We start from the raw sequence: 17,333 nt of genomic DNA, 5'->3' as shown, positions 1-17,333 counted from the left end.
TTGCCTCCATTGTTGCCGGGTCTACGCCCACGGTGTCAGGACGATCTTTGGTGCGGCGACCGTACCGGCACGCAAATCGCGAAACGCTTGCGCCCCATCTGACAACGCCCGTTCTTCAAACCAGTCGAGTTGCCCAAGGCGCCCATCAAAGATCGCCTGCGCGGTCTGGCGAAAATCCTCGCTCGTATAGGTATAAGTGCCGATGAAGGTTATTTCCTGCAAGGTCATTCGGCGCACATCCAGCCCGCCCGTGTCCTCGCCCAGCCCGACATGCACGATCACCCCTCCCGGCGCAACGCGGGCTGACGCGCTGTCTCGGGTCGCCGCATATCCGACAGCGTCTATGACAAGCGGAAACGAACCGATCACACTGTCTACCAGTTTCAGTGACCGAAGCTGTTCCAGAAACCCTCGCCTGTGCGCATTCGGTTCGACAATGGTCACGTCATCAACCCCGATCGCCTTGAGCGCCAATGCCGCCGCAACGCCAATGGCCCCGCCACCAATTACCAGCGCACGCCTGTCCATCGCAGGATGCAGGGCCTCAACCCCCAACCTGACCGCATGCCAACTCACTGCGAGCGGCTCGGCCAGCGCGGCCCGGGATAACGGCACGTCATCCGGCACCTTGATCAGATTGGCCTCCGGCATGGTGACATATTGCGCAAACGCCCCCTCACGCGGGGGCATCGAGATGATTTGACGTTCCGGGCACAGATTTTCGCGACCAGACACGCAGGCAAGGCAACGGCCACAGACCACAAGCGGATTGATCGTCACGCGCGTCCCGTCCATGGTCCCGCCGACGACAACTCCCGCCGCCTCGTGCCCCAATATCAGCGGCGCCGGACGCCGGGCGTCGTGACCGAGATACGCATGCATGTCCGAGCCACAGATGCCGACGGCCTCGACCCGGATCAGGTGCTCGCCCAGGACGGGAACGGCATCGGGCACTTCCTCATAAGCCAGCCGTTCTACACCCTCGTAAACCAGCGCTTTCATTTTGCCGTGAACCCCCCGTCGACCATCAAAACCTGCCCCGTGACATAGTCAGACGCCCTTGAGCACAAAAACAGGATTGGACCGTCGATATCCTCCAACCGCCCATTGCGCCGGATGCAGGTTTGCGCGGCATTGCGGGCAGCCCGTTCGGGATCGTCGAATACGGCTTGCGTCAGTTCCGTCGGAAAGAACCCCGGCCCGATTGCGTTGGCGGTGATGCCGAAAGGCGACCATGCCTCGGCCATGGCCCGTGTCAGCTGGCCGATCCCGGCTTTGGTCGCGCCATAGGCGATGCCGCCCGGAAAGGCCCTCGTGGTCTGCAACGACGCGAAGTTCACGATGCGGCCCCAGCCGCGTTCCTTCATTACAGGCACCATCGCCCGGCTCAGAAAGAACGGCGCGCTGAGGTTCAGTGCAAGGGTCGCATCCCAACCTTCGTCCGTGACCTCATCGGCGGCTTCGCGCGAATTCAACCCGGCCGCGTGGACAATGATGTCCGGCGCGCCGAACGGGGCGGATATCCGTTCGACCAGCGCGTCTGTCGCGGCCCGGTCGACCACATCCCCGACCATTGTGGCGACGCTGTCGCCAACCTCGTCACGCAGCTGCGCCAAGGCCCCGGCGCGTCGAGCGACGCCGATTACCCGAGCCCCGGCGGCGGCCAGAACAATCACCGCCCTCCGCCCCAGACCCGAGCTTGCGCCGGTGACGCAGGCAACCCGTCCCGTCAGGTCAAAAAGCGCGCGCGGATCATCCATCGGCGGTCAGATCGAACTGTTCGTCGGGAAAATACTTGGCAAGTCGCACATCGGCAGCCCGTGCATGCCCCTCCATCCCCTCCAGGCGGGAGATGCGGGCAGTGGCCAACGCAATCGGCTTGGACCCCTCACGCGTCGCCCGCTGCCATGTCACGATCTTCATGTATTTGTGCACGCTCAGCCCGCCAGTATAGCTCGCAGCGCCAGACGTGGGCAGCACATGGTTGGTGCCCGTGGCCTTGTCGCCGTAGGACACGGTGGTTTCCTCGCCCAGAAACAGCGAGCCATAGCAGGTCAGGCGGTTCAACCACCAATCCAGATCATCGGCCTGTACCGTCAGATGTTCGGGCGCATATTCGTCGGAACAGGCGGCCATTTCCTCGCGGTCCGAACAGACGATTACTTCGGCATAGTCACGCCACGCAGCAAAGGCATTGTCACGGTTCAGCTCAGGAAGATCGTCGATCAATGCCGGAACCAGTTCCATGACCTTCTGCGCCAGGTCCCGGTCATCGGTCACCAGCCAGACGGGTGAGTTGTATCCATGTTCGGCCTGGCTGACCAAATCGGTTGCAACCACATGCGCATCCGAGGTCGAGTCCGCCAAAATCAGACTGTCGGTGGGACCGGCGATCATGTCGATACCGACCTTGCCATAGAGAATGCGCTTGGCTTCGGCCACGAACTGGTTGCCCGGGCCCACAAGGATATTGGCACGCGGCAGGCCGAACAAACCATAAGTCATGGCGGCCACGCCCTGCACGCCGCCCATGGCTAGAATGCTGTCGGCCCCGCAGATATGCGCGGCATAGACGATCGCCGGGGCGACACCCTCGCCCGGGCGCGGAGGCGAACAGGCGGTGATATGCCGGCACCCGGCCACCTTGGCCGTGGTCACGGTCATGATGGCGCTGGCGACGTGGCTGTATCGCCCGCCGGGCACGTAGCAGCCGGCCGCATCCACCGGGATCGCTTTCTGGCCGGCGACAAATCCCGGCACGATCTCCATCTGCACATCTGACACGGTCGCTTTTTGCGTTTCCGCGAAGCGGCGCACATTGTCATGGGCAAACCGGATATCCGCCTTGAGCTTTTCGGGAACCCGCGCGCAGGCGGCCTCGATCTCTGCCGCACTCATCAGGACGTTGCCGTCATACTTGTCGAACTTGGCGGCGTATTCCTGCGCCTTGGCATCTCTGCCCGCCTCGATGTCGGCAAGGATGGTCTTGACCGTGTCATGCACCTCCGTCGCATGCGATTGCGCCGTCAGGGTCGCCTTTTTCAGATAGTCACGAGGCATATTCAGCAGATCCTATTGGTAGATTTCAGGAAGCAATGTAGTCGAAACCGCCGGAACATAAGCGATCAGAATGACCACGATCAGCATGGTAAGAACGAAGGGCACGGCACGGGCGGCGATCTTGAGGATCGACTCGCCGGTTATGCCCGAGACGACGAACAGGTTCAGACCCAAAGGCGGCGTGATGAACCCGACACCCAGCGCGGTAATCATCATGATGCAGAACTGAATTTCGTTCATTCCGATATTGTCCGCCAACGGTTTCAGGATGGGCGCGAGGATCACGATATTCGGCGTCGTCTCCATGACGCAACCGGCAGCAATCAGGATGCCGATCATCAGAAGGATCAAAAGATAGGGGTCATCGGTCAACGACGTGATCGAGGCGACAAAGCCCTGCGGCACACCCATGATAGCAAGCGCTTCGGCCAATGGGGCCGAAAACGCAATGATCGGCAGGATCACCCCGTTCACCTTGGCCGAACTGACCAACATCGACGGGAAATCAGCCAGCGTCAGCGTACGCAGGATGAAACCCATGATAATGGTGACGACCACGGCGGTCGCTCCGGCCTCGGTCGGCGTCAGGCGACCCGAGAAGATGCCGTAGAAGATAATCCCCGGCACGATGAAGGCGTACCAACCTGACCTGAGAGCCTTGCCCAGATTGGCCAGCCACTCGCCCATGGTCATCAACCCGCCCCCTTCATAGGCGTATAGGCGGTTCATGATGATGTTGGTGATCAGGATAGACACCAGAATGGCAAGACCGGGAATGAGCGCGGCCAGAAACAGGGTCGATGCGGAAATCCCCAGCACAAGGCCGATGATGATATAGGCAATGGACGGCGGGATCAGAATGCCGGTACAGGCCCCTGCGGCAACCAGCGCACACGCATAGGGGCGCGGATAGCCGCTTTCGACCAACCGGTTGATGGTCATGCGGCCCACGGCGGCTGCACCCGCCGCGTCAGAGCCCGAGATGGCGGCAAACATGCCGCAGACCAGAACCGTGGCCGAGCCGAAACCACCCTTGGCGAAACAGGTCAGCGCCTCGGCCACGTCCAGAAACTTGCGTGACAACCCGGTCCTGACCAGTACGTCACCGGTCAGGATGAACAGCGGAACGGCGGTCAGCGCAAACGCGTCGATGCCGGTGAACAGGCTCTCGCCAACAAGGCTGAGCGGCAAGTCACCTGACATCACCAGCATCACGATTGCCGCCGAACCAATCGCGGCCCAGACCGGTACGGCCAAGGCGATGAGGCCGACAAACATGATAACCGGCAGATAGAAATCCCAGCCCAGTTCGACGGATTGATTGAGGGAATTCCAAAGCATCGCAGGTCTCCTCAATCAAACAGCTTGTCGCCTTCAAAGACGGGGGTGCCGTCTCGAAGGGATTTCACGTCGCGCATCAGGGATTGGATCAGCCGCCAGATCATCAGCGCAAAACCGGTTGGAACCGCCATCAGGAACCAGACCTTTGACACGCGCAGGCCATCGGTCACCGATCCGAACTTGGCAGACACGTGAACGGCCTCGTAAGACCAGTATAGCGCGATCACGGCGACGACGAACATCACCAGATCGCCAAATATATACAGCAACGCTTTGGGGCGCGGCCCGAGATAGTGCATGACCACGTCAATGCGGATATGCGCCCGCTCCTTGACGGCGGCAGCCGCGCCAATCCAGGCAAGATAGATGAAGGAATAGCGAACGATTTCCTCGCCCCAGATCGAAGAGAACGCGAAAATCTCGCGCCGCAGAACCTCGATGGCCATCGTGATCACCAGCATCACATAGAACACAAGCAGCAGCCAGCGTTCTGCATTTCGGTCTAAGTTCTGAAGAACGGTCATTTTCCCCTCGGCGTCAAAACGGTCACGCGCAGGCATTCTGCAAGACGTTGCTGTGGGCCACGCTTTTGAAGCTCTCGGCGGACACCCGTTCGGTGCCCGCCGAATTTGTATCAGGCGTCGTGAACGTAGTATTTGCCCTGTGTACCAGCCGCTTCGACCAGCTTTTCAAAGGCATCCATCGACCCCGCCAATTCCGTCTTGAACGGATCCCAATCGGCGTTCTGATAGCCGCCGGCATCCTGCCATTCCGCCAATTGATCTGCGCTGAGCGAGTGGAACTCGACTCCGGCCTTGTTCAACTCGGACATGGCAAAGGCCCGCGCCGAGGGAACCTTGGACAGGTTCTGGTGGCTGGTCATCTCCGACCCCCACATGATGCCTTCCTGCACATCGGCAGGCATCGAGTTGAACCATTCCAGGTTACAGGAATAGACCTGACTGTCCGGCACTGCCTGTGTAAAGGTCACATGGCTCAGAATGTCCTTGAAACCAAAAACATACAGCGCCCCAACGGACGGATCGAGCGCATCCGCGACACCCTGCTTGATGGCCGAAGGTGTTTCGCCCCACGCAACCGGGGTCGGGTTGGCGCCTACCATCCGGTAGTATTGTTGCAGCATCTTCGACCCCGGCACGCGGAACTTGATGCCGCTCATGTCACCCGGGGTCATGACTGCGTTACCGCCCTGACGCACCGCGACGACACGCGGGTCGATCACCACATAGAACAGTGCCTTGAACCCGGCCGCCTCGACCTTGGGGTGAACTTCGTTCTTCCATGTGTCGGAATGCACCAGATTGGTAAAGCGCTGGTTCGAACCGCACAAATAAGGCATGTTGATCAGATCGACGGTCGAGGCAAAGGGCGCGAAGTTCGACAACGAATGCTGCGCCGCCTGAATCGTGCCGCCCTGCACCTTTTGCACCAGCGCGCCGCCCGCGCCCAACTGGCCGCCGGGTGCCAGTTTGACATACACCTTGCCGTTCGTCGCGTTCTGGATGTTCTCTTTGAGGTCCAGTTGCATGATCGGATAGCTGCGCGAGGCTCCCAGCACATAGGCTGTTGCCACGGTCATGACGTGATCGGCCGCATTTTCCCGCTCGCGCTCCTCTTTCGCGGTCTGCGCGGCCGCTTCGGATGACCAAAGCACCCCACCGGCACCTGCGACCAGCGCGGCGGTAAAAGCGCCGCTGGCACTAAGTTTCAGGAAATTGCGGCGCTCTGCGGATGCAAGCTCGTTTCTGTCGTTGTTCATATTATGCCCTCCCATTGGAAAATTCGGCCCCATCTCAACCGCCATTCTTGGCGTCGCGGTCGGCCTCCTTCTTCAGAATTGCGACAACGAACAGGATCGACGCCGCGAACAGAACCAACATCTCCCCTACATCCCCAAGAAATGCGCTGCCCGCAAAAGCACCCAAAGCCACGTTCGCAAAATAGATGGCAAACACGATAATGGACGCTGCAAGAAACATTTCCCGGTCTCCCTGTAGAATCGGCTCTTACCTATTTGTAAGCGCTTACATGACAAATGCAAGCGCTTACATTGTGACTTCCATCCACTCATCAAACCGTCTAGACTTTGGCAAAAGCGAATTGTGAGTTCGAGAATGACAAAACTTCGGTCCGCGCCGACCCTGGATGATGTAGCCAGGAAAGCGGGCGTTTCGACTGCGACCGTGTCGAGGTGCCTCAACGATCCGCAACGCGTCGTCGAGGCGACGCGCAAACGCGTCATGTCGGCGGTCGAGGTCTTGGGATACACACCGAATTTTGCCGCACGCGTCATGGCGGCTAAGAGGTCGTTCACGATCGGCGCGATCATTCCCACGATGGAAAACGCGATCTTTGCTAGGGGGCTGCAGGCGTTTCAGGAAGAGATTCACCAGCGCGGCTATACCCTGCTTGTTGCAAGTTCCGCCTACAAACCCGAGGTCGAGGAAGAGCAGATCAGAAATCTGGTCGCCCGTGGCGCTGATGGGCTGTTGCTCATCGGCCATGATCGCGACCCACGCATCTACGACTATCTCGACCGTCAGAAGGTCCCCGCGATGGTCGCCTGGTCCTTCATTCCGGGCAAGCGTGTTCCTTCCATCGGATTTGACAATCGCGAAGCGATGATGGCACTGGCGAACGCGGTGATCGGTCAGGGGCACACGCGCCTGGCGACGATTTCGGCCATCAGTAAAGGCAACGACCGCGCCCGGTTGAGGATCGAGGGCATCAGGGACGCCTTGACAAAAAACGGCCTGTCCCCCGACGCATTGTCGATCATCGAAACACCATACGAAATCGAAAATGGGGCCGCAGCCTTCAGCAGGTTGATGTCCCGCGCCCCACGCCCGACAGCAGTCTTGTGCGGTAACGACGTTCTTGCCGTAGGCGCGCTGCGCCAAGCCGAAAAGATGGGCCTGCGTGTGCCCGAAGATATATCGATCACCGGGTTCGACGATATCGAGTTGGCCCGGATTGTTCATCCGGGCCTTACGACATTGCATGTCCCGCATCGCGAGATGGGTCGTAGGGCAGCGATCGAGTTGATCAACATGATCGAAACCGCAGCGCCTGGCCAATCCATCCAGCTTCAAACCGAAATCGTGACCCGCGGTTCGCTGTCCCGGCCAATGTGACCCACGTGGGATTGACGGGGCCCTGCCCGGTTTGTCCCAGCCCGGGCGCGTGCCGCATCCGGCGCGCTGGGCAGTTCGGCATTCCCTTTTTCGCAACCCGCCTGAAAGTCGGGTAGCTTGCTGTTGGTCATGCCCGCGCTGTCCGTGCAAGGAATGCCATGGCGTTGCCCCATCTGCGCGCTGACGGCCATCCGCACGCCCAGTTCGGCGCGGCCACCCGAACAGCGCGGGATGACCGGGGTGCAGCAGATTGACATAAACCAGCTCGGCCAGAGCCTCGGCAGTTTGCTGCGCTGTGCCGGTCCTTCTTCAGAGTGTATCTTCTTAAGAGACAGGGTTCGCGCAACGGTTGACAGTAAAAGTTCCTGCAAGGCAATGGCAGGGTTTGACAAACAGCTTGGACGGGGTGGATCGGTCACCTTGCACCTGACCCGAAATGGAGCGTCAGCTCAAGGCGATTGTCAAGTTGCCGACTGCAAAACATCGGGATAGTCGACCCCGAGTTGACCTGTTTCAAACCGGTTCAGGTTCTTGCGCCACGTCCGGTCCGGCCAGATCAGTTCCACGGACAGATCGCAGGGGTGATAGGCGGCTGTGTAGAGGGTGCCAAATCCCCTGTTGAATGCCAGCGAATACAGCGGGGGCTTGAGGAACGACCCGATGAACTTCTCTTTCGTTTCCGGATGCAGCGTCAACCGCTGAAGCAGAAACCGCTCCCGTTCGACTGAGGCCGTCAAACGCGCGTGGCTGGACCATTCAACGCGCTCCTGATGGTTGGTGGCGACTGCCACTCTGGTAATGATGGTGGGGCGATCTGGAGCAAGGTAGGCGGTAAAGTAATTCCTGTCGCGATCCAGAACCGTCACGTTGTAGGTCATGTGACAGGGAACCCGCGTCAGAACCTCTTTTGCCTCATCGATGGTCGAGCAAACTTGCAAAAGGTATCTGAGGATGAGGGGCACGCCAAAGCCGTCGCCAACAGCACGGCGTCCGCCAAAGGTCAGCGAAACGGTGAGGCCCGCGTCGTTGATCCCGTCGAGCAGACCGAACAGCCCATCCGAAGTGCCCATCACCTGACGCCCGTTCCAGACGGTTTTGAGAAATACCCCGTCAAATGCCGACGGGTTGTAATCGTAGTTGCGGACCAAGAGCGGTTCCTTGCCCTGCCAGATCGCCTGACTGCAACCGGCCAGATAGCGTGGCGGGCAATAGAAACTCAGGAACCGCGATTCCAGATCACCGCCCCCAGCGGCAGCGCACAACCGGTCGTAGAGTCCGACGATTTCGGGCATGTGAGTTTGCAAGGCCCGGCGGCATTCCGCATAGGTGGGGCGACCGGACAGGCCTTCGCCCGCCCACCAATTGAGATAGGCCTTTCTGTATTCGGAAAAGAGCCCGGTCAGTTTCTGGCCGGGCTGTGTTTCCTCCACGGCGCGGAATGTCAGTTTCATGCGCCCTACATAATCTTAAATGCCGGATCCTCAAAGGCCTGCGCAGAGGGCAGCGGGCGGGCGGAATAGGCGTTCTTGATTCCGTCGATCCAGCGCTTCGATTTCTCGGTCAGTTTGAAGCCTTTGGTCATCGAGCGCCCCCTGGTCACAAGGATGCCGAGATCCGCGCCCTCATAGCGGTAATCGCCCACATTCGAGATACGCAGGAAGAACGCTTCATCCTCGCTTTCGACCGCGCGGCGGTGGTAATCGAACCGATTGAACACGACCTGACCGTCCGGCAGCATCTTGTAAATGCCGGATTGGGGGGCATGGGTGACAATATCCACGGTGTCCTCGGTATGCTTGATCACCATCTGTGACCAGGAATCGATCATGTCTGGATCCGCCCAGCGGGCGTTCAATTCCTCCACGTCCAGCTTGAACGGTTTTTTCGAGAACTCGAGCAGATGGAAGATGAACAGTGGCGCATCCGCATGGGCAAAGGCCGCGTGGTTGGTCATCGAAGAGGCGCCGGTGATGCGCGGGTTCAGCTCGCCCAGCCAGATGTCGCCTGTTTTCTTGTCGATCAGGAAGTCCAGTTCGAAATAGCCGCGATAGCCTTCCTTGCGCAGCTGTTCGCCGAACTTGAAGGTCAGCTCGCGCGCCTTCTCGCGGGTTTTTGGCGGGAAGGCGGTGGAGAAGATTTCGTTGCCGCACCAGCCGCCTCGATAGGGCGTCAGTTCCTTGAACCCGACAAGCTCGGTCATCAGTGGGCCGACGATGGTGCCTTCGGCGGTGCAGCACGCTTCGATCGCCGAGCCGCGGCAGTCGATCCGCTTCATGATCTTGATTTCGCCCTGGCCGACGATCTCATGCTCGTGCTTGCGAAAATCGGCCTCGGACTTGATAAAGAATGTGGTGTGGCCTGAATCCCCGAACGCGCTTTGCAGCACCAGATCGTCGCCCAGATCCGCCTTCTTGCAGATCTTCTTGAGGTGGTCGTAGCTGTCCACCCTGGACAGTGTGTTGGGCACCGAGGGGACGCCGGCCTTGTTGCCGACACGGACGGTTTCGATCTTGTTGTCCATCTTGGTGCGCAGTTTTGCCTTGGGAAACCAGACCTCACCGCCGATTTCCTTGGCAAGTTTCTCGGTTTTCTCGTCGAACATCAGGAACACGAATTTCGGCTTGCCGCCGCGTGATTTGACGTAGTCGATGACTTCCTTGTGCTGCAGCAGGTAGTTGTTGATATCCTCGATCGACTGGAACTCGTCATGCGGCAGTTCTGACGGAACCAGCACGTTCGGGTGACGGCCGTCGAAACAGTCCATGTAACAGATGTATTTGAAATTCTTCACCCACTCATCAAGCCCAAGAAGATTGAAATTGGTTGCTGAGACAAAATAGATCGGGTCCGAATTGGTGTGAAAGTACCGGCGGATTTCCGAAATATTGTTCAGAACTTTCTTCGGCATGTGTCTTCTCCCCTTTGAAATTATTGTTTTGGGCCGACTGTTATTTCTTGACTGATTGCAGAGCCTCTTTGGTGAACACCCGCAGGCCCAGATCGGCGCGGTAGCCATGGATTTCGCTGACATCCAGCGCCCGCATGAATGACAGGATTTCCGGGCTGATGACCTGACCCGGCACCAGTATCGGAAAGCCGGGCGGATAGGGTATGATGAAGCTTGACGACACCAGTTCCTCGCCGGATTCCAGGCGCTTCAACAGGGTGTCGTCGGTCGGGATGTAATCGCAGTTGTCCTCGTTATAGGCGAGGAAGAAGGCAGTACGGATGTCGCCTTCGGGCGTATCCTTGCCTGTGCGGAACGCGTCGTGGAAACGGCTGAAATCCGGTAGCGGCGGGACATGCTCGACCAACGCTGCCACCCGGTTTTCGAACGAGCGCCGCTCCATCTTGGACGCGTCATCAAGCAACTCGTCCAGATCGTTTGCAATCTCGACCAGTACCTCGATCAGATAGGCGACCGAAGAACGTGTGGTGCCGATATTGGTCATGAACAGCACCGTATTGCGGGACGTCTTGTTGATCTGGATCCCGTATTTGTCCATCAAGATCTTGGTCTTGAACGTATCGCCGTCCCATCCGGTTCCGCCGACGGCCAGAGTGATGCGCGTCGGGTCCAGTACGAACTCGTCCTGGCTCCACATATTCCAGGTGTCGGCCCATCCGTGATCCGGGTCGTAATAGGCTTCCACTCCGCTTTCGCGAAACCGCTCGGGGATCATGTCGCCGGCAGTCAGGATGCGAAAATACTTGTTCAGGAGCGGATTGTCGGAGATTGCGCGGCGGATCGACATCGCGGTTTCGATCTGCTTCTGAACGAACTCGAACCCCTCCAGTTCGACCTGCCGCCGCCCGACATCCAGCGAGGCGATGATCTGGTAGTTCGGCGAGGTCGAGGTGTGGGTCATGTAGGCTTCGTGAAAGGACTGTTCGACCTCGCCCTTGAAGTCCTGATCGTTGACATGGATCATCGAGCCCTGACGGAGCGATGTCAGCGTTTTGTGGGTCGATTGGGTGGCATAGACCCGGACCCGCGCATCGGGCGGCGGTACAAGACGCGTATCGAGCAATTGATCTTCGGTTGCGCCTTTGAGCGCTTGCTGCTGCGCTTCCCATGCGTCGGCGGTTTCCTGACTGCGCAACGTTTGTCTGAGCGTGTTGGCAACCCCCATTGCCGTGCGTTGGCGGTAGGTGGGGTCAAAGCGCGCAAAGCCAAACCAGGCCTCGTCCCAAAGAAAGATCAGGTCTTTCTTGATTGCGAGGCATTCTTCCATGACGCGTTGCACGTTATAGACCACGCCGTCAAATGTGCAGTTGGTCAGCAACACCATTCTGACCTGATCCAGCTTTCCGGCGGCCTTGAGTTGCAGGAGGGTGTGTTTGATTTCCCGCAGCGGTACCGCGCCGTACATCGAGTGCTCATGCAGCGGGTAGCTGTCCATGTAGACAACGTTGGCCCCAGCCAGAACCATGCCGTAATGGTGCGATTTGTGGCAGTCGCGGTCGACCAGCACGATGTCGCCGGGCCGGACTACCGACTGCACCACGATCTTGTTGCAGGTCGAGGTGCCGTTGGTGGCAAAGAATGTATGTTTCGCCCCGAATGCCCGCGCCGCCATGTCCTGCGCTTCCTTGATCGGGCCGCGTGGCTCGAGCAGGCTGTCGAGGCCGCCGGAGGTCGCGGAAGTTTCGGCAAGGAAGATGTTCGAGCCGTAAAACGCCCCCATGTCCTGAATCCAGTGCGAGCGGCTGATCGACTTGCCACGGCTGATCGGCATGGCATGGAACACGCCCGTGGGCTGTTTGGAATACTCTTTCAACGCGGTGAAAAAGGGCGTCTTGTAACGGCGGTCCACCCCCCGCAGGATATTGAGGTGCAGCTCCTGAAAATCTTCCTGATTGTAGAACACGCGGCGGCACCGGCCGAGGTCCAGACCGGCAATATCCTCGGCTGACCGGTCGGTGACCAGATAGGCATCCAGTTCGGGGCGAATTTTCTCGATCAGCCGGCAGGCCTCGGGACCGTATTCATGTGGCTCGATCTCGTCCACGGCTTCGCCTTCGCTGACGCGAGTCAGGTATTGGCTGAGAATCGGCAACTCATTCTTGGACTTGAGCGACAACCCCGGACGTACCACCACGGCCTGAACATTGTGGTTGAACAGAACGCCAATCAGCGCGTCTTCGAGCGAGGGTACGATCACTGGCTCGTAAATGAACTGATCTTCGACACGGCGCATGCGCTGCAGGTTCTGCCGCAGGAACCGTTCCTGAGGTTCGGACACGTCATCTACGATCAGAACCTCGAAATAGGGACGCCCCAGCGCCCGTGCTTCGGGGGCCAGCGAAGCTTCATCCTCGTAATCCTCATTGTCGATCTCGTCAGAAGACAATGGAATCGAGCGACGCCGGTAGGCGCCCGACGTCAGCGCCCTGGCGATGCGCCGGACTGATACGGACAGATCGTCAGAATTGCCATGCAGCAGAAGCCTGCGCAGGTGATCGAATGCGTGTATGCCGGGAAAGGCCCAGTATCGTTCGACCGGTGCAAGGACATCCAGCAGATGCTCTGCGGTGTTCATGAGCTTCTGGTTTTGGCGGCCCTCTTTGCGGTGTCGGACGAGGCCTTCGGCGGCCTCCCGCAATGCGCTCCACCTGTCCGCGCGCAGTTGGGTCGCGCTGTAGTAATCCCGGATCGACGGCAGCTTCTTCTTCCGCGAGTGCAAGTTCAAAACCTGCCTCCTTTTCTGTCGCGTCAGGACCTGCGCCGCCTTCCAGTCCGGTTAATCTGAACCCGTCTTTCCAGGAAAGACGGTAAAATTATGCGGCGAACGTAAGTTCTGCTCCAAATTCTCCAGGGAGCTTCTGGGGTCGGAGGTCTGAAGCCCGCGTGATGACCCTTGTCCGGGGGTTTCCAGCGGCCCTAGTGTCTTGAGATATGCGTCTGCGCCGCTGGTGCGGTCGTAGACGGTGAATTCGGCTTCGCGGTCGCGGAAGCTTTTTAATACCTGACCAAGCCCCTTGAGACCGGTTTCACGCTGACGCCGCACCTGGTCGAGGTCTATTTCGATGGGGAACATATCCTCTTGTCCCGCAGATTGGTGCAGTACGGTTGCCGAGGGGTCGACCACCAGAGAGCGCCCGACACCGCCCGCGCTGAGCCCGTTGACGTCGAAGACATAACATTGGAATTGCGCCGCCGTGGCGCGGGCAATGGACAGTTCCGCCTCCCGGTCGGTGGTGCCGGTCAGCACCGGATGCAACAGCACCTCGACACCCTGACTTGTCAGTTGCCGTGTGGTTTCGGGAAACCAGATATCATAGCAGATCGACAAGCCGAAGCGGCCTACCTCTGGAACATCGAACACACAGAATTCGGTTCCGGCGGAAATTCCGGTCTCATACGGACGGAATGGGAACATCTTGGAGTATTTGGCGACGATTTCGCCTTGGGGGTTGATCACGACGGAGGTGTTGAAGATCCGGCCGTCCTCGGCTTTTTCGAACATCGATCCGGGGATCAGCCAGATACCAAACCGATGCGCGTCTTCCTGAAACTGTGACAAGGCATCGTTCGGAAACGGCTGCGCAAAACGGTCCAGCGGGCCGTAAGGTGCCAATTCGGAAAACAGCACCATCTGCGTCCAGGGGAAACGAGCCATCAGGATTTCAATTCGGTGACGCATGGCCTCTACATTCGAGTGAAGCGCGGCGACATGCATCTGAACACCAGCAATGGCGAAAGGTGTCATATGGGGAGAAACTCCAAAATAATCTGTTAATCCCAGTCTATGACCCCTTTTTTGCATTGGCTAGAGCGTTTCTCAGATCCAATCCATCGGTGCCGCTTGGTCATTATTTGGGCTTCTGCGGGGATCGCCTTGCAAGTTCTGTTTCAAGGCTGGGTGCGCCCCCGACCGCCGGAATGATTGAATGTAAGTGTCTTGTGGCCTCGCCTGATGCGCCATTGCCGCAATCGTCCGCCGATAATTTTCACTGACAGTCCTGTCAAATACTGTGGTAAATTTGCCTGACGGCAGTGTATCGGAGGGAAACCACATGGGCCGGTTTGATGGCAGCGTCGTGCTGGTTACCGGCGCGGCAAGCGGGATCGGTTTGGCGACCGCTGTCGAGTTTGCGGCAGAAGGCGCGGTCCTTGTCGCTACCGACATCAACAAGGATGGCTTGGAAAAGGCGCTTGCCGACAGCGTTTCTGCAGGTCTGCCAATCGAGACGCTATGGCAGGACACCACCGACCCCGACGGCTGGGATGCCCTGATCAAGGACGTGATCAGCCGCCACGGACACCTGGATGTTCTTTTCAACAATGCCGGCGGTGGCCACATGGTCAGGATCGACGAAACGACTCTGGAACAGTGGCGACACGTCACAGCGGTCAATTTCGATGGCGTGTTCTTCGGGATGCAGGCCGCAATTCGTGCAATGAGAGACCGCGGAGGCGCAATCATCAACAACTCGTCCATCGCCGCTTTGATCGGGGAACCGCTGCTTGCCGCCTACAGCGCGACAAAGGGCGGGGTGAGGGCCGCGACCAAGGCCGCTGCCGTCGATTGCGCCCGTCGCGGTTGGCCGATCCGCATCAATTCAATTCATGCCGGCTATACCGATACGCCGTTGGTGCATTCAGCGGTTGCAAGCCTCGGTGACGATGCCGAGGCATTCGTCGCCGCAACCATCGCCAAGATACCGATGGGTCGGCTGGCCCAGCCCCGCGAGATTGCGCGTGCCGTCTTGTTCCTTGCCAGCGACGACGCCTCGTACATGACGGATGCCGAGTTGGTCGTGGATGGCGGGTTTGTCGCCGAGTAGGCATGTCGGATCGTCCCGGGCGCCCAGGGAGCAAGATTTCGTCGTGCGAATTTGCCTCTGGCGGACGACACAGACCTGAGGAGGGCCGGAATGCGCGAGCGAATGTTCACAATTCGGCGCACCGAGCGTTTCGACGCACCGGTTGATGCCCTGTGGAACGCGGTTGCGGACACCGAAAGACTGAACATTGTCGCCGGCACGGGGTTTACTCCCTACGTCGCCGAGGACGCGATCGGATCGGACGGTCGGACCCTGAGGCGCTGTTCGAAGCGCATGGGCCCATTCGTTTTACGGTGGGAGGAACGGTTCGGTCAGTGGGTCGACAGGCGCTTTGTCGAGATGGAGCGGTTTTTCTTCAACGGCCCCTACAAGGAATTGTCGGTCAGGATCAGTTTTTCGGGGGAAGGCACAGATGCGCAGGTGGATTTCGATTACACCGCCCGATGGGACAATTTATTGGGAGAGGCCCTGTTCCGATTGGGGTTTCTTCACTTGATCACTCGGGAATTGCCAGCTGCGACGCACAAGCTGATGTTGGAGCCATTAAAAGTGGACGCAATTGCAGAGCGCCGGGCCGCAGCCGCGAAAGCCACGGCCGAGGCACCGCCAGAAAGGCTCGCGACGATCAAACAGCACCTTGAAGATCAGCAGGCACATACGCATGGGCTGACTTCGCGATTGATGAAGTACCTCGACAGTTCTGATCCTATCGAGGTTCGCCGCATGCGCCCGCTGGCATTGGCGAAGGCTTGGGGCGCGCGCCCGTCTGACGTGGTCGACCTGATGCTGGCAGCGCATCGGGCCGGTCTGCTGGCACTGCGCTGGGAGGTCATGTGTCCGCGGTGCCGTGGTGGAAAATCGCAAAGCCTGCTGCTTTCGAACGTACCGCGGGAGGTGCATTGCACCTCTTGCAACATCGACTATGAGCGCGACTTTGCCCGGAATGTCGAGTTGGTGTTCGCGCCATCGCCCTGGTATCAGGTGCCGGCGACCGAAGCATTCTGCATTCAATCCGCCGTGGCCACTTCGCACGTCAAGATTCAATGCGATGTTGGTGCGCTTGGCGAACGAACCGAACAGGTCATTTTGCGGAACGGGCGTTACCGCATACGCACGATCGAGCCGGGGCCGATGACGGAAATAGAGATCTTCGGCGGCGTGATTCCGGAGATAGTGTTCGAAGAAGACCGGTTGATACTAGGCGACCCAGCTCCGCAAGGGTTCGTTCACGCCATCAACAAATGTGAGAATCCTCGTTGCCTGGTGATCGAGACGACCGAGTGGTCCAGAAACGCGCTGTCGGTGCCAACCGTGATCGGCATGCGGGCATTTCGCGAGTTGTGCCCGGAGCAATTGCTCCGCCCTGGCGACGAGGTGGAGATCGGCTGGACCGGCATCCTGTTTACAGACCTGAAAGGCTCGACCGCCCTGTTCGAGCAGGTTGGTGACAGCCGTGCCTATGCGATGGTTCGCAACCATTTTGCCTTTCTCGAAGAACGAATTGCGCGTCATGACGGTGCGTTGGTCAAGACCATTGGTGATGCGGTGATGGCGACATTTCCGAGTGGCGAGGCCGCGCTTTGCGCGGCGCTCGACATGCAGGACGAGGTAGGAATATTCAATCGCAACCACGATCTGACGCCAATTGAACTCAAGATCGGGGTGCACGAGGGCACATGCGTCGCCGTCACCTCAAATGGTGTATTGGATTATTTTGGCGCTGCCGTGAATTTAGCCGCGCGATTGCAGGCGCAGGCAGATGGCGGAGAGATCGTTTTGTCGATGGCGATCTCGGCTTCGGGTGAGGCACCCGCCCATCTTGCGGCTCGCAGCGCGACAGAAGATCGGGCCTTGCTGGGCGGTTTTGCGGAACCGGTGCGGTTCGTTCGGGTAAAAGGAACAGGGGCTGCAGATAGTTCGGATGCAAGAGGTTAGGCGTTGTATTGCCATATGATTTTCGCGCCAAGCTTTCGAAACGTTGTGAAC

14 protein-coding genes are annotated in these 17,333 nt (G+C 59.0%); 3 read left to right on the top strand and 11 right to left on the bottom strand.

Annotation, left to right across the window (positions count from 1 at the left end; translation table 11 throughout):
- Positions 1–21 precede the first annotated feature (21 nt).
- The 7 genes from AC2FLX_RS09480 to AC2FLX_RS09450 all read right to left on the bottom strand — a co-directional run bounded on the left by AC2FLX_RS09480 (position 22) and on the right by AC2FLX_RS09450 (position 6,401).
- On the bottom strand, positions 22–1,002 hold the full coding sequence (locus AC2FLX_RS09480; RefSeq protein WP_480749398.1) for an alcohol dehydrogenase catalytic domain-containing protein: 981 nt from the start codon (positions 1,000–1,002) through the stop codon (positions 22–24).
- Positions 999–1,760 carry an SDR family NAD(P)-dependent oxidoreductase gene (locus AC2FLX_RS09475; RefSeq protein WP_496810059.1) on the bottom strand — a complete coding sequence of 254 codons (762 nt, stop codon included), beginning with the start codon at positions 1,758–1,760 and terminating at the stop codon, positions 999–1,001. Before AC2FLX_RS09475 ends, AC2FLX_RS09480 begins: the two co-directional genes overlap by 4 nt.
- Positions 1,753–3,060 (bottom strand): histidinol dehydrogenase, encoded by a 1,308-nt coding sequence (hisD, locus tag AC2FLX_RS09470; protein ID WP_496810060.1) that lies wholly within the window; start codon positions 3,058–3,060, stop codon positions 1,753–1,755. The genes AC2FLX_RS09475 and hisD overlap by 8 nt, the downstream gene beginning before the upstream one ends.
- 12 nt (positions 3,061–3,072) lie before the next feature.
- Complete coding sequence (locus AC2FLX_RS09465) at positions 3,073–4,401, bottom strand: TRAP transporter large permease (RefSeq protein ID WP_480749401.1); 1,329 nt, start codon at positions 4,399–4,401, stop codon at positions 3,073–3,075.
- Positions 4,402–4,412: 11 nt separating this feature from the next.
- Positions 4,413–4,925, bottom strand: coding sequence for a TRAP transporter small permease (locus AC2FLX_RS09460; protein ID WP_480749402.1), 513 nt, complete (start codon positions 4,923–4,925; stop codon positions 4,413–4,415).
- A 110-nt stretch (positions 4,926–5,035) separates the two neighbouring features.
- A complete protein-coding gene (locus tag AC2FLX_RS09455) occupies positions 5,036–6,181 on the bottom strand; it encodes a TRAP transporter substrate-binding protein (protein WP_496810061.1) in 1,146 nt (381 codons plus the stop codon).
- A 34-nt stretch (positions 6,182–6,215) separates the two neighbouring features.
- The gene (locus AC2FLX_RS09450; RefSeq protein WP_480749404.1) at positions 6,216–6,401 is read right to left on the bottom strand and encodes a hypothetical protein; all 186 of its coding nucleotides are present in this window, start codon (positions 6,399–6,401) and stop codon (positions 6,216–6,218) included.
- Between the two features lie 135 nt (positions 6,402–6,536).
- Between AC2FLX_RS09450 and AC2FLX_RS09445 the strand changes: the two genes are divergently transcribed.
- Positions 6,537–7,556, top strand: coding sequence for a LacI family DNA-binding transcriptional regulator (locus tag AC2FLX_RS09445; RefSeq protein WP_496744229.1), 1,020 nt, complete (start codon positions 6,537–6,539; stop codon positions 7,554–7,556).
- 461 nt (positions 7,557–8,017) lie between these two features.
- Here the strand turns inward: AC2FLX_RS09445 and AC2FLX_RS09440 are convergent, their stop codons facing one another.
- Genes AC2FLX_RS09440 through AC2FLX_RS09425 form a run of 4 tightly spaced genes read right to left on the bottom strand, consistent with a single transcriptional unit; the run spans position 8,018 to position 14,269 of the window.
- Entirely contained in the window at positions 8,018–9,007 is a 990-nt protein-coding gene (locus AC2FLX_RS09440; protein ID WP_480749407.1) for a C45 family autoproteolytic acyltransferase/hydrolase, read from the bottom strand.
- A 5-nt stretch (positions 9,008–9,012) separates the two neighbouring features.
- On the bottom strand, positions 9,013–10,464 hold the full coding sequence (locus AC2FLX_RS09435) for a biotin carboxylase (protein ID WP_480749408.1): 1,452 nt from the start codon (positions 10,462–10,464) through the stop codon (positions 9,013–9,015).
- A 40-nt stretch (positions 10,465–10,504) separates the two neighbouring features.
- Positions 10,505–13,243 carry an aminotransferase class I/II-fold pyridoxal phosphate-dependent enzyme gene (locus AC2FLX_RS09430; protein ID WP_496810080.1) on the bottom strand — a complete coding sequence of 913 codons (2,739 nt, stop codon included), beginning with the start codon at positions 13,241–13,243 and terminating at the stop codon, positions 10,505–10,507.
- 57 nt (positions 13,244–13,300) lie between these two features.
- Complete coding sequence (locus AC2FLX_RS09425) at positions 13,301–14,269, bottom strand: carbon-nitrogen hydrolase family protein (protein WP_480749409.1); 969 nt, start codon at positions 14,267–14,269, stop codon at positions 13,301–13,303.
- Positions 14,270–14,576: 307 nt separating this feature from the next.
- Here AC2FLX_RS09425 and AC2FLX_RS09420 point away from each other — a divergent pair, with 307 nt between their 5' ends.
- A complete protein-coding gene (locus tag AC2FLX_RS09420; protein ID WP_496810062.1) occupies positions 14,577–15,347 on the top strand; it encodes an SDR family NAD(P)-dependent oxidoreductase in 771 nt (256 codons plus the stop codon).
- Positions 15,348–15,437: 90 nt separating this feature from the next.
- Positions 15,438–17,282 (top strand): adenylate/guanylate cyclase domain-containing protein, encoded by a 1,845-nt coding sequence (locus AC2FLX_RS09415; RefSeq protein WP_496810063.1) that lies wholly within the window; start codon positions 15,438–15,440, stop codon positions 17,280–17,282.
- The last annotated feature ends 51 nt before the right edge of the window (positions 17,283–17,333 follow it).

Source organism: Ruegeria sp. YKSF57, assembly GCF_059612585.1.
This window is presented reverse-complemented; position numbering and strand designations above follow the sequence as displayed.

Coding starts and splice junctions, on each gene's coding strand:
- AC2FLX_RS09415 (WP_496810063.1), top strand. CDS start 15,438: ATGCGCGAGCGAATGTTCACAATTCGGCGCACCGAGCGTTTCGACGCA.
- hisD (WP_496810060.1), bottom strand. CDS start 3,060: ATGCCTCGTGACTATCTGAAAAAGGCGACCCTGACGGCGCAATCGCAT.
- AC2FLX_RS09440 (WP_480749407.1), bottom strand. CDS start 9,007: ATGAAACTGACATTCCGCGCCGTGGAGGAAACACAGCCCGGCCAGAAA.
- AC2FLX_RS09425 (WP_480749409.1), bottom strand. CDS start 14,269: ATGACACCTTTCGCCATTGCTGGTGTTCAGATGCATGTCGCCGCGCTT.
- AC2FLX_RS09475 (WP_496810059.1), bottom strand. CDS start 1,760: ATGGATGATCCGCGCGCGCTTTTTGACCTGACGGGACGGGTTGCCTGC.
- AC2FLX_RS09480 (WP_480749398.1), bottom strand. CDS start 1,002: ATGAAAGCGCTGGTTTACGAGGGTGTAGAACGGCTGGCTTATGAGGAA.
- AC2FLX_RS09455 (WP_496810061.1), bottom strand. CDS start 6,181: ATGAACAACGACAGAAACGAGCTTGCATCCGCAGAGCGCCGCAATTTC.
- AC2FLX_RS09460 (WP_480749402.1), bottom strand. CDS start 4,925: ATGACCGTTCTTCAGAACTTAGACCGAAATGCAGAACGCTGGCTGCTG.
- AC2FLX_RS09445 (WP_496744229.1), top strand. CDS start 6,537: ATGACAAAACTTCGGTCCGCGCCGACCCTGGATGATGTAGCCAGGAAA.
- AC2FLX_RS09435 (WP_480749408.1), bottom strand. CDS start 10,464: ATGCCGAAGAAAGTTCTGAACAATATTTCGGAAATCCGCCGGTACTTT.
- AC2FLX_RS09450 (WP_480749404.1), bottom strand. CDS start 6,401: ATGTTTCTTGCAGCGTCCATTATCGTGTTTGCCATCTATTTTGCGAAC.
- AC2FLX_RS09465 (WP_480749401.1), bottom strand. CDS start 4,401: ATGCTTTGGAATTCCCTCAATCAATCCGTCGAACTGGGCTGGGATTTC.
- AC2FLX_RS09420 (WP_496810062.1), top strand. CDS start 14,577: ATGGGCCGGTTTGATGGCAGCGTCGTGCTGGTTACCGGCGCGGCAAGC.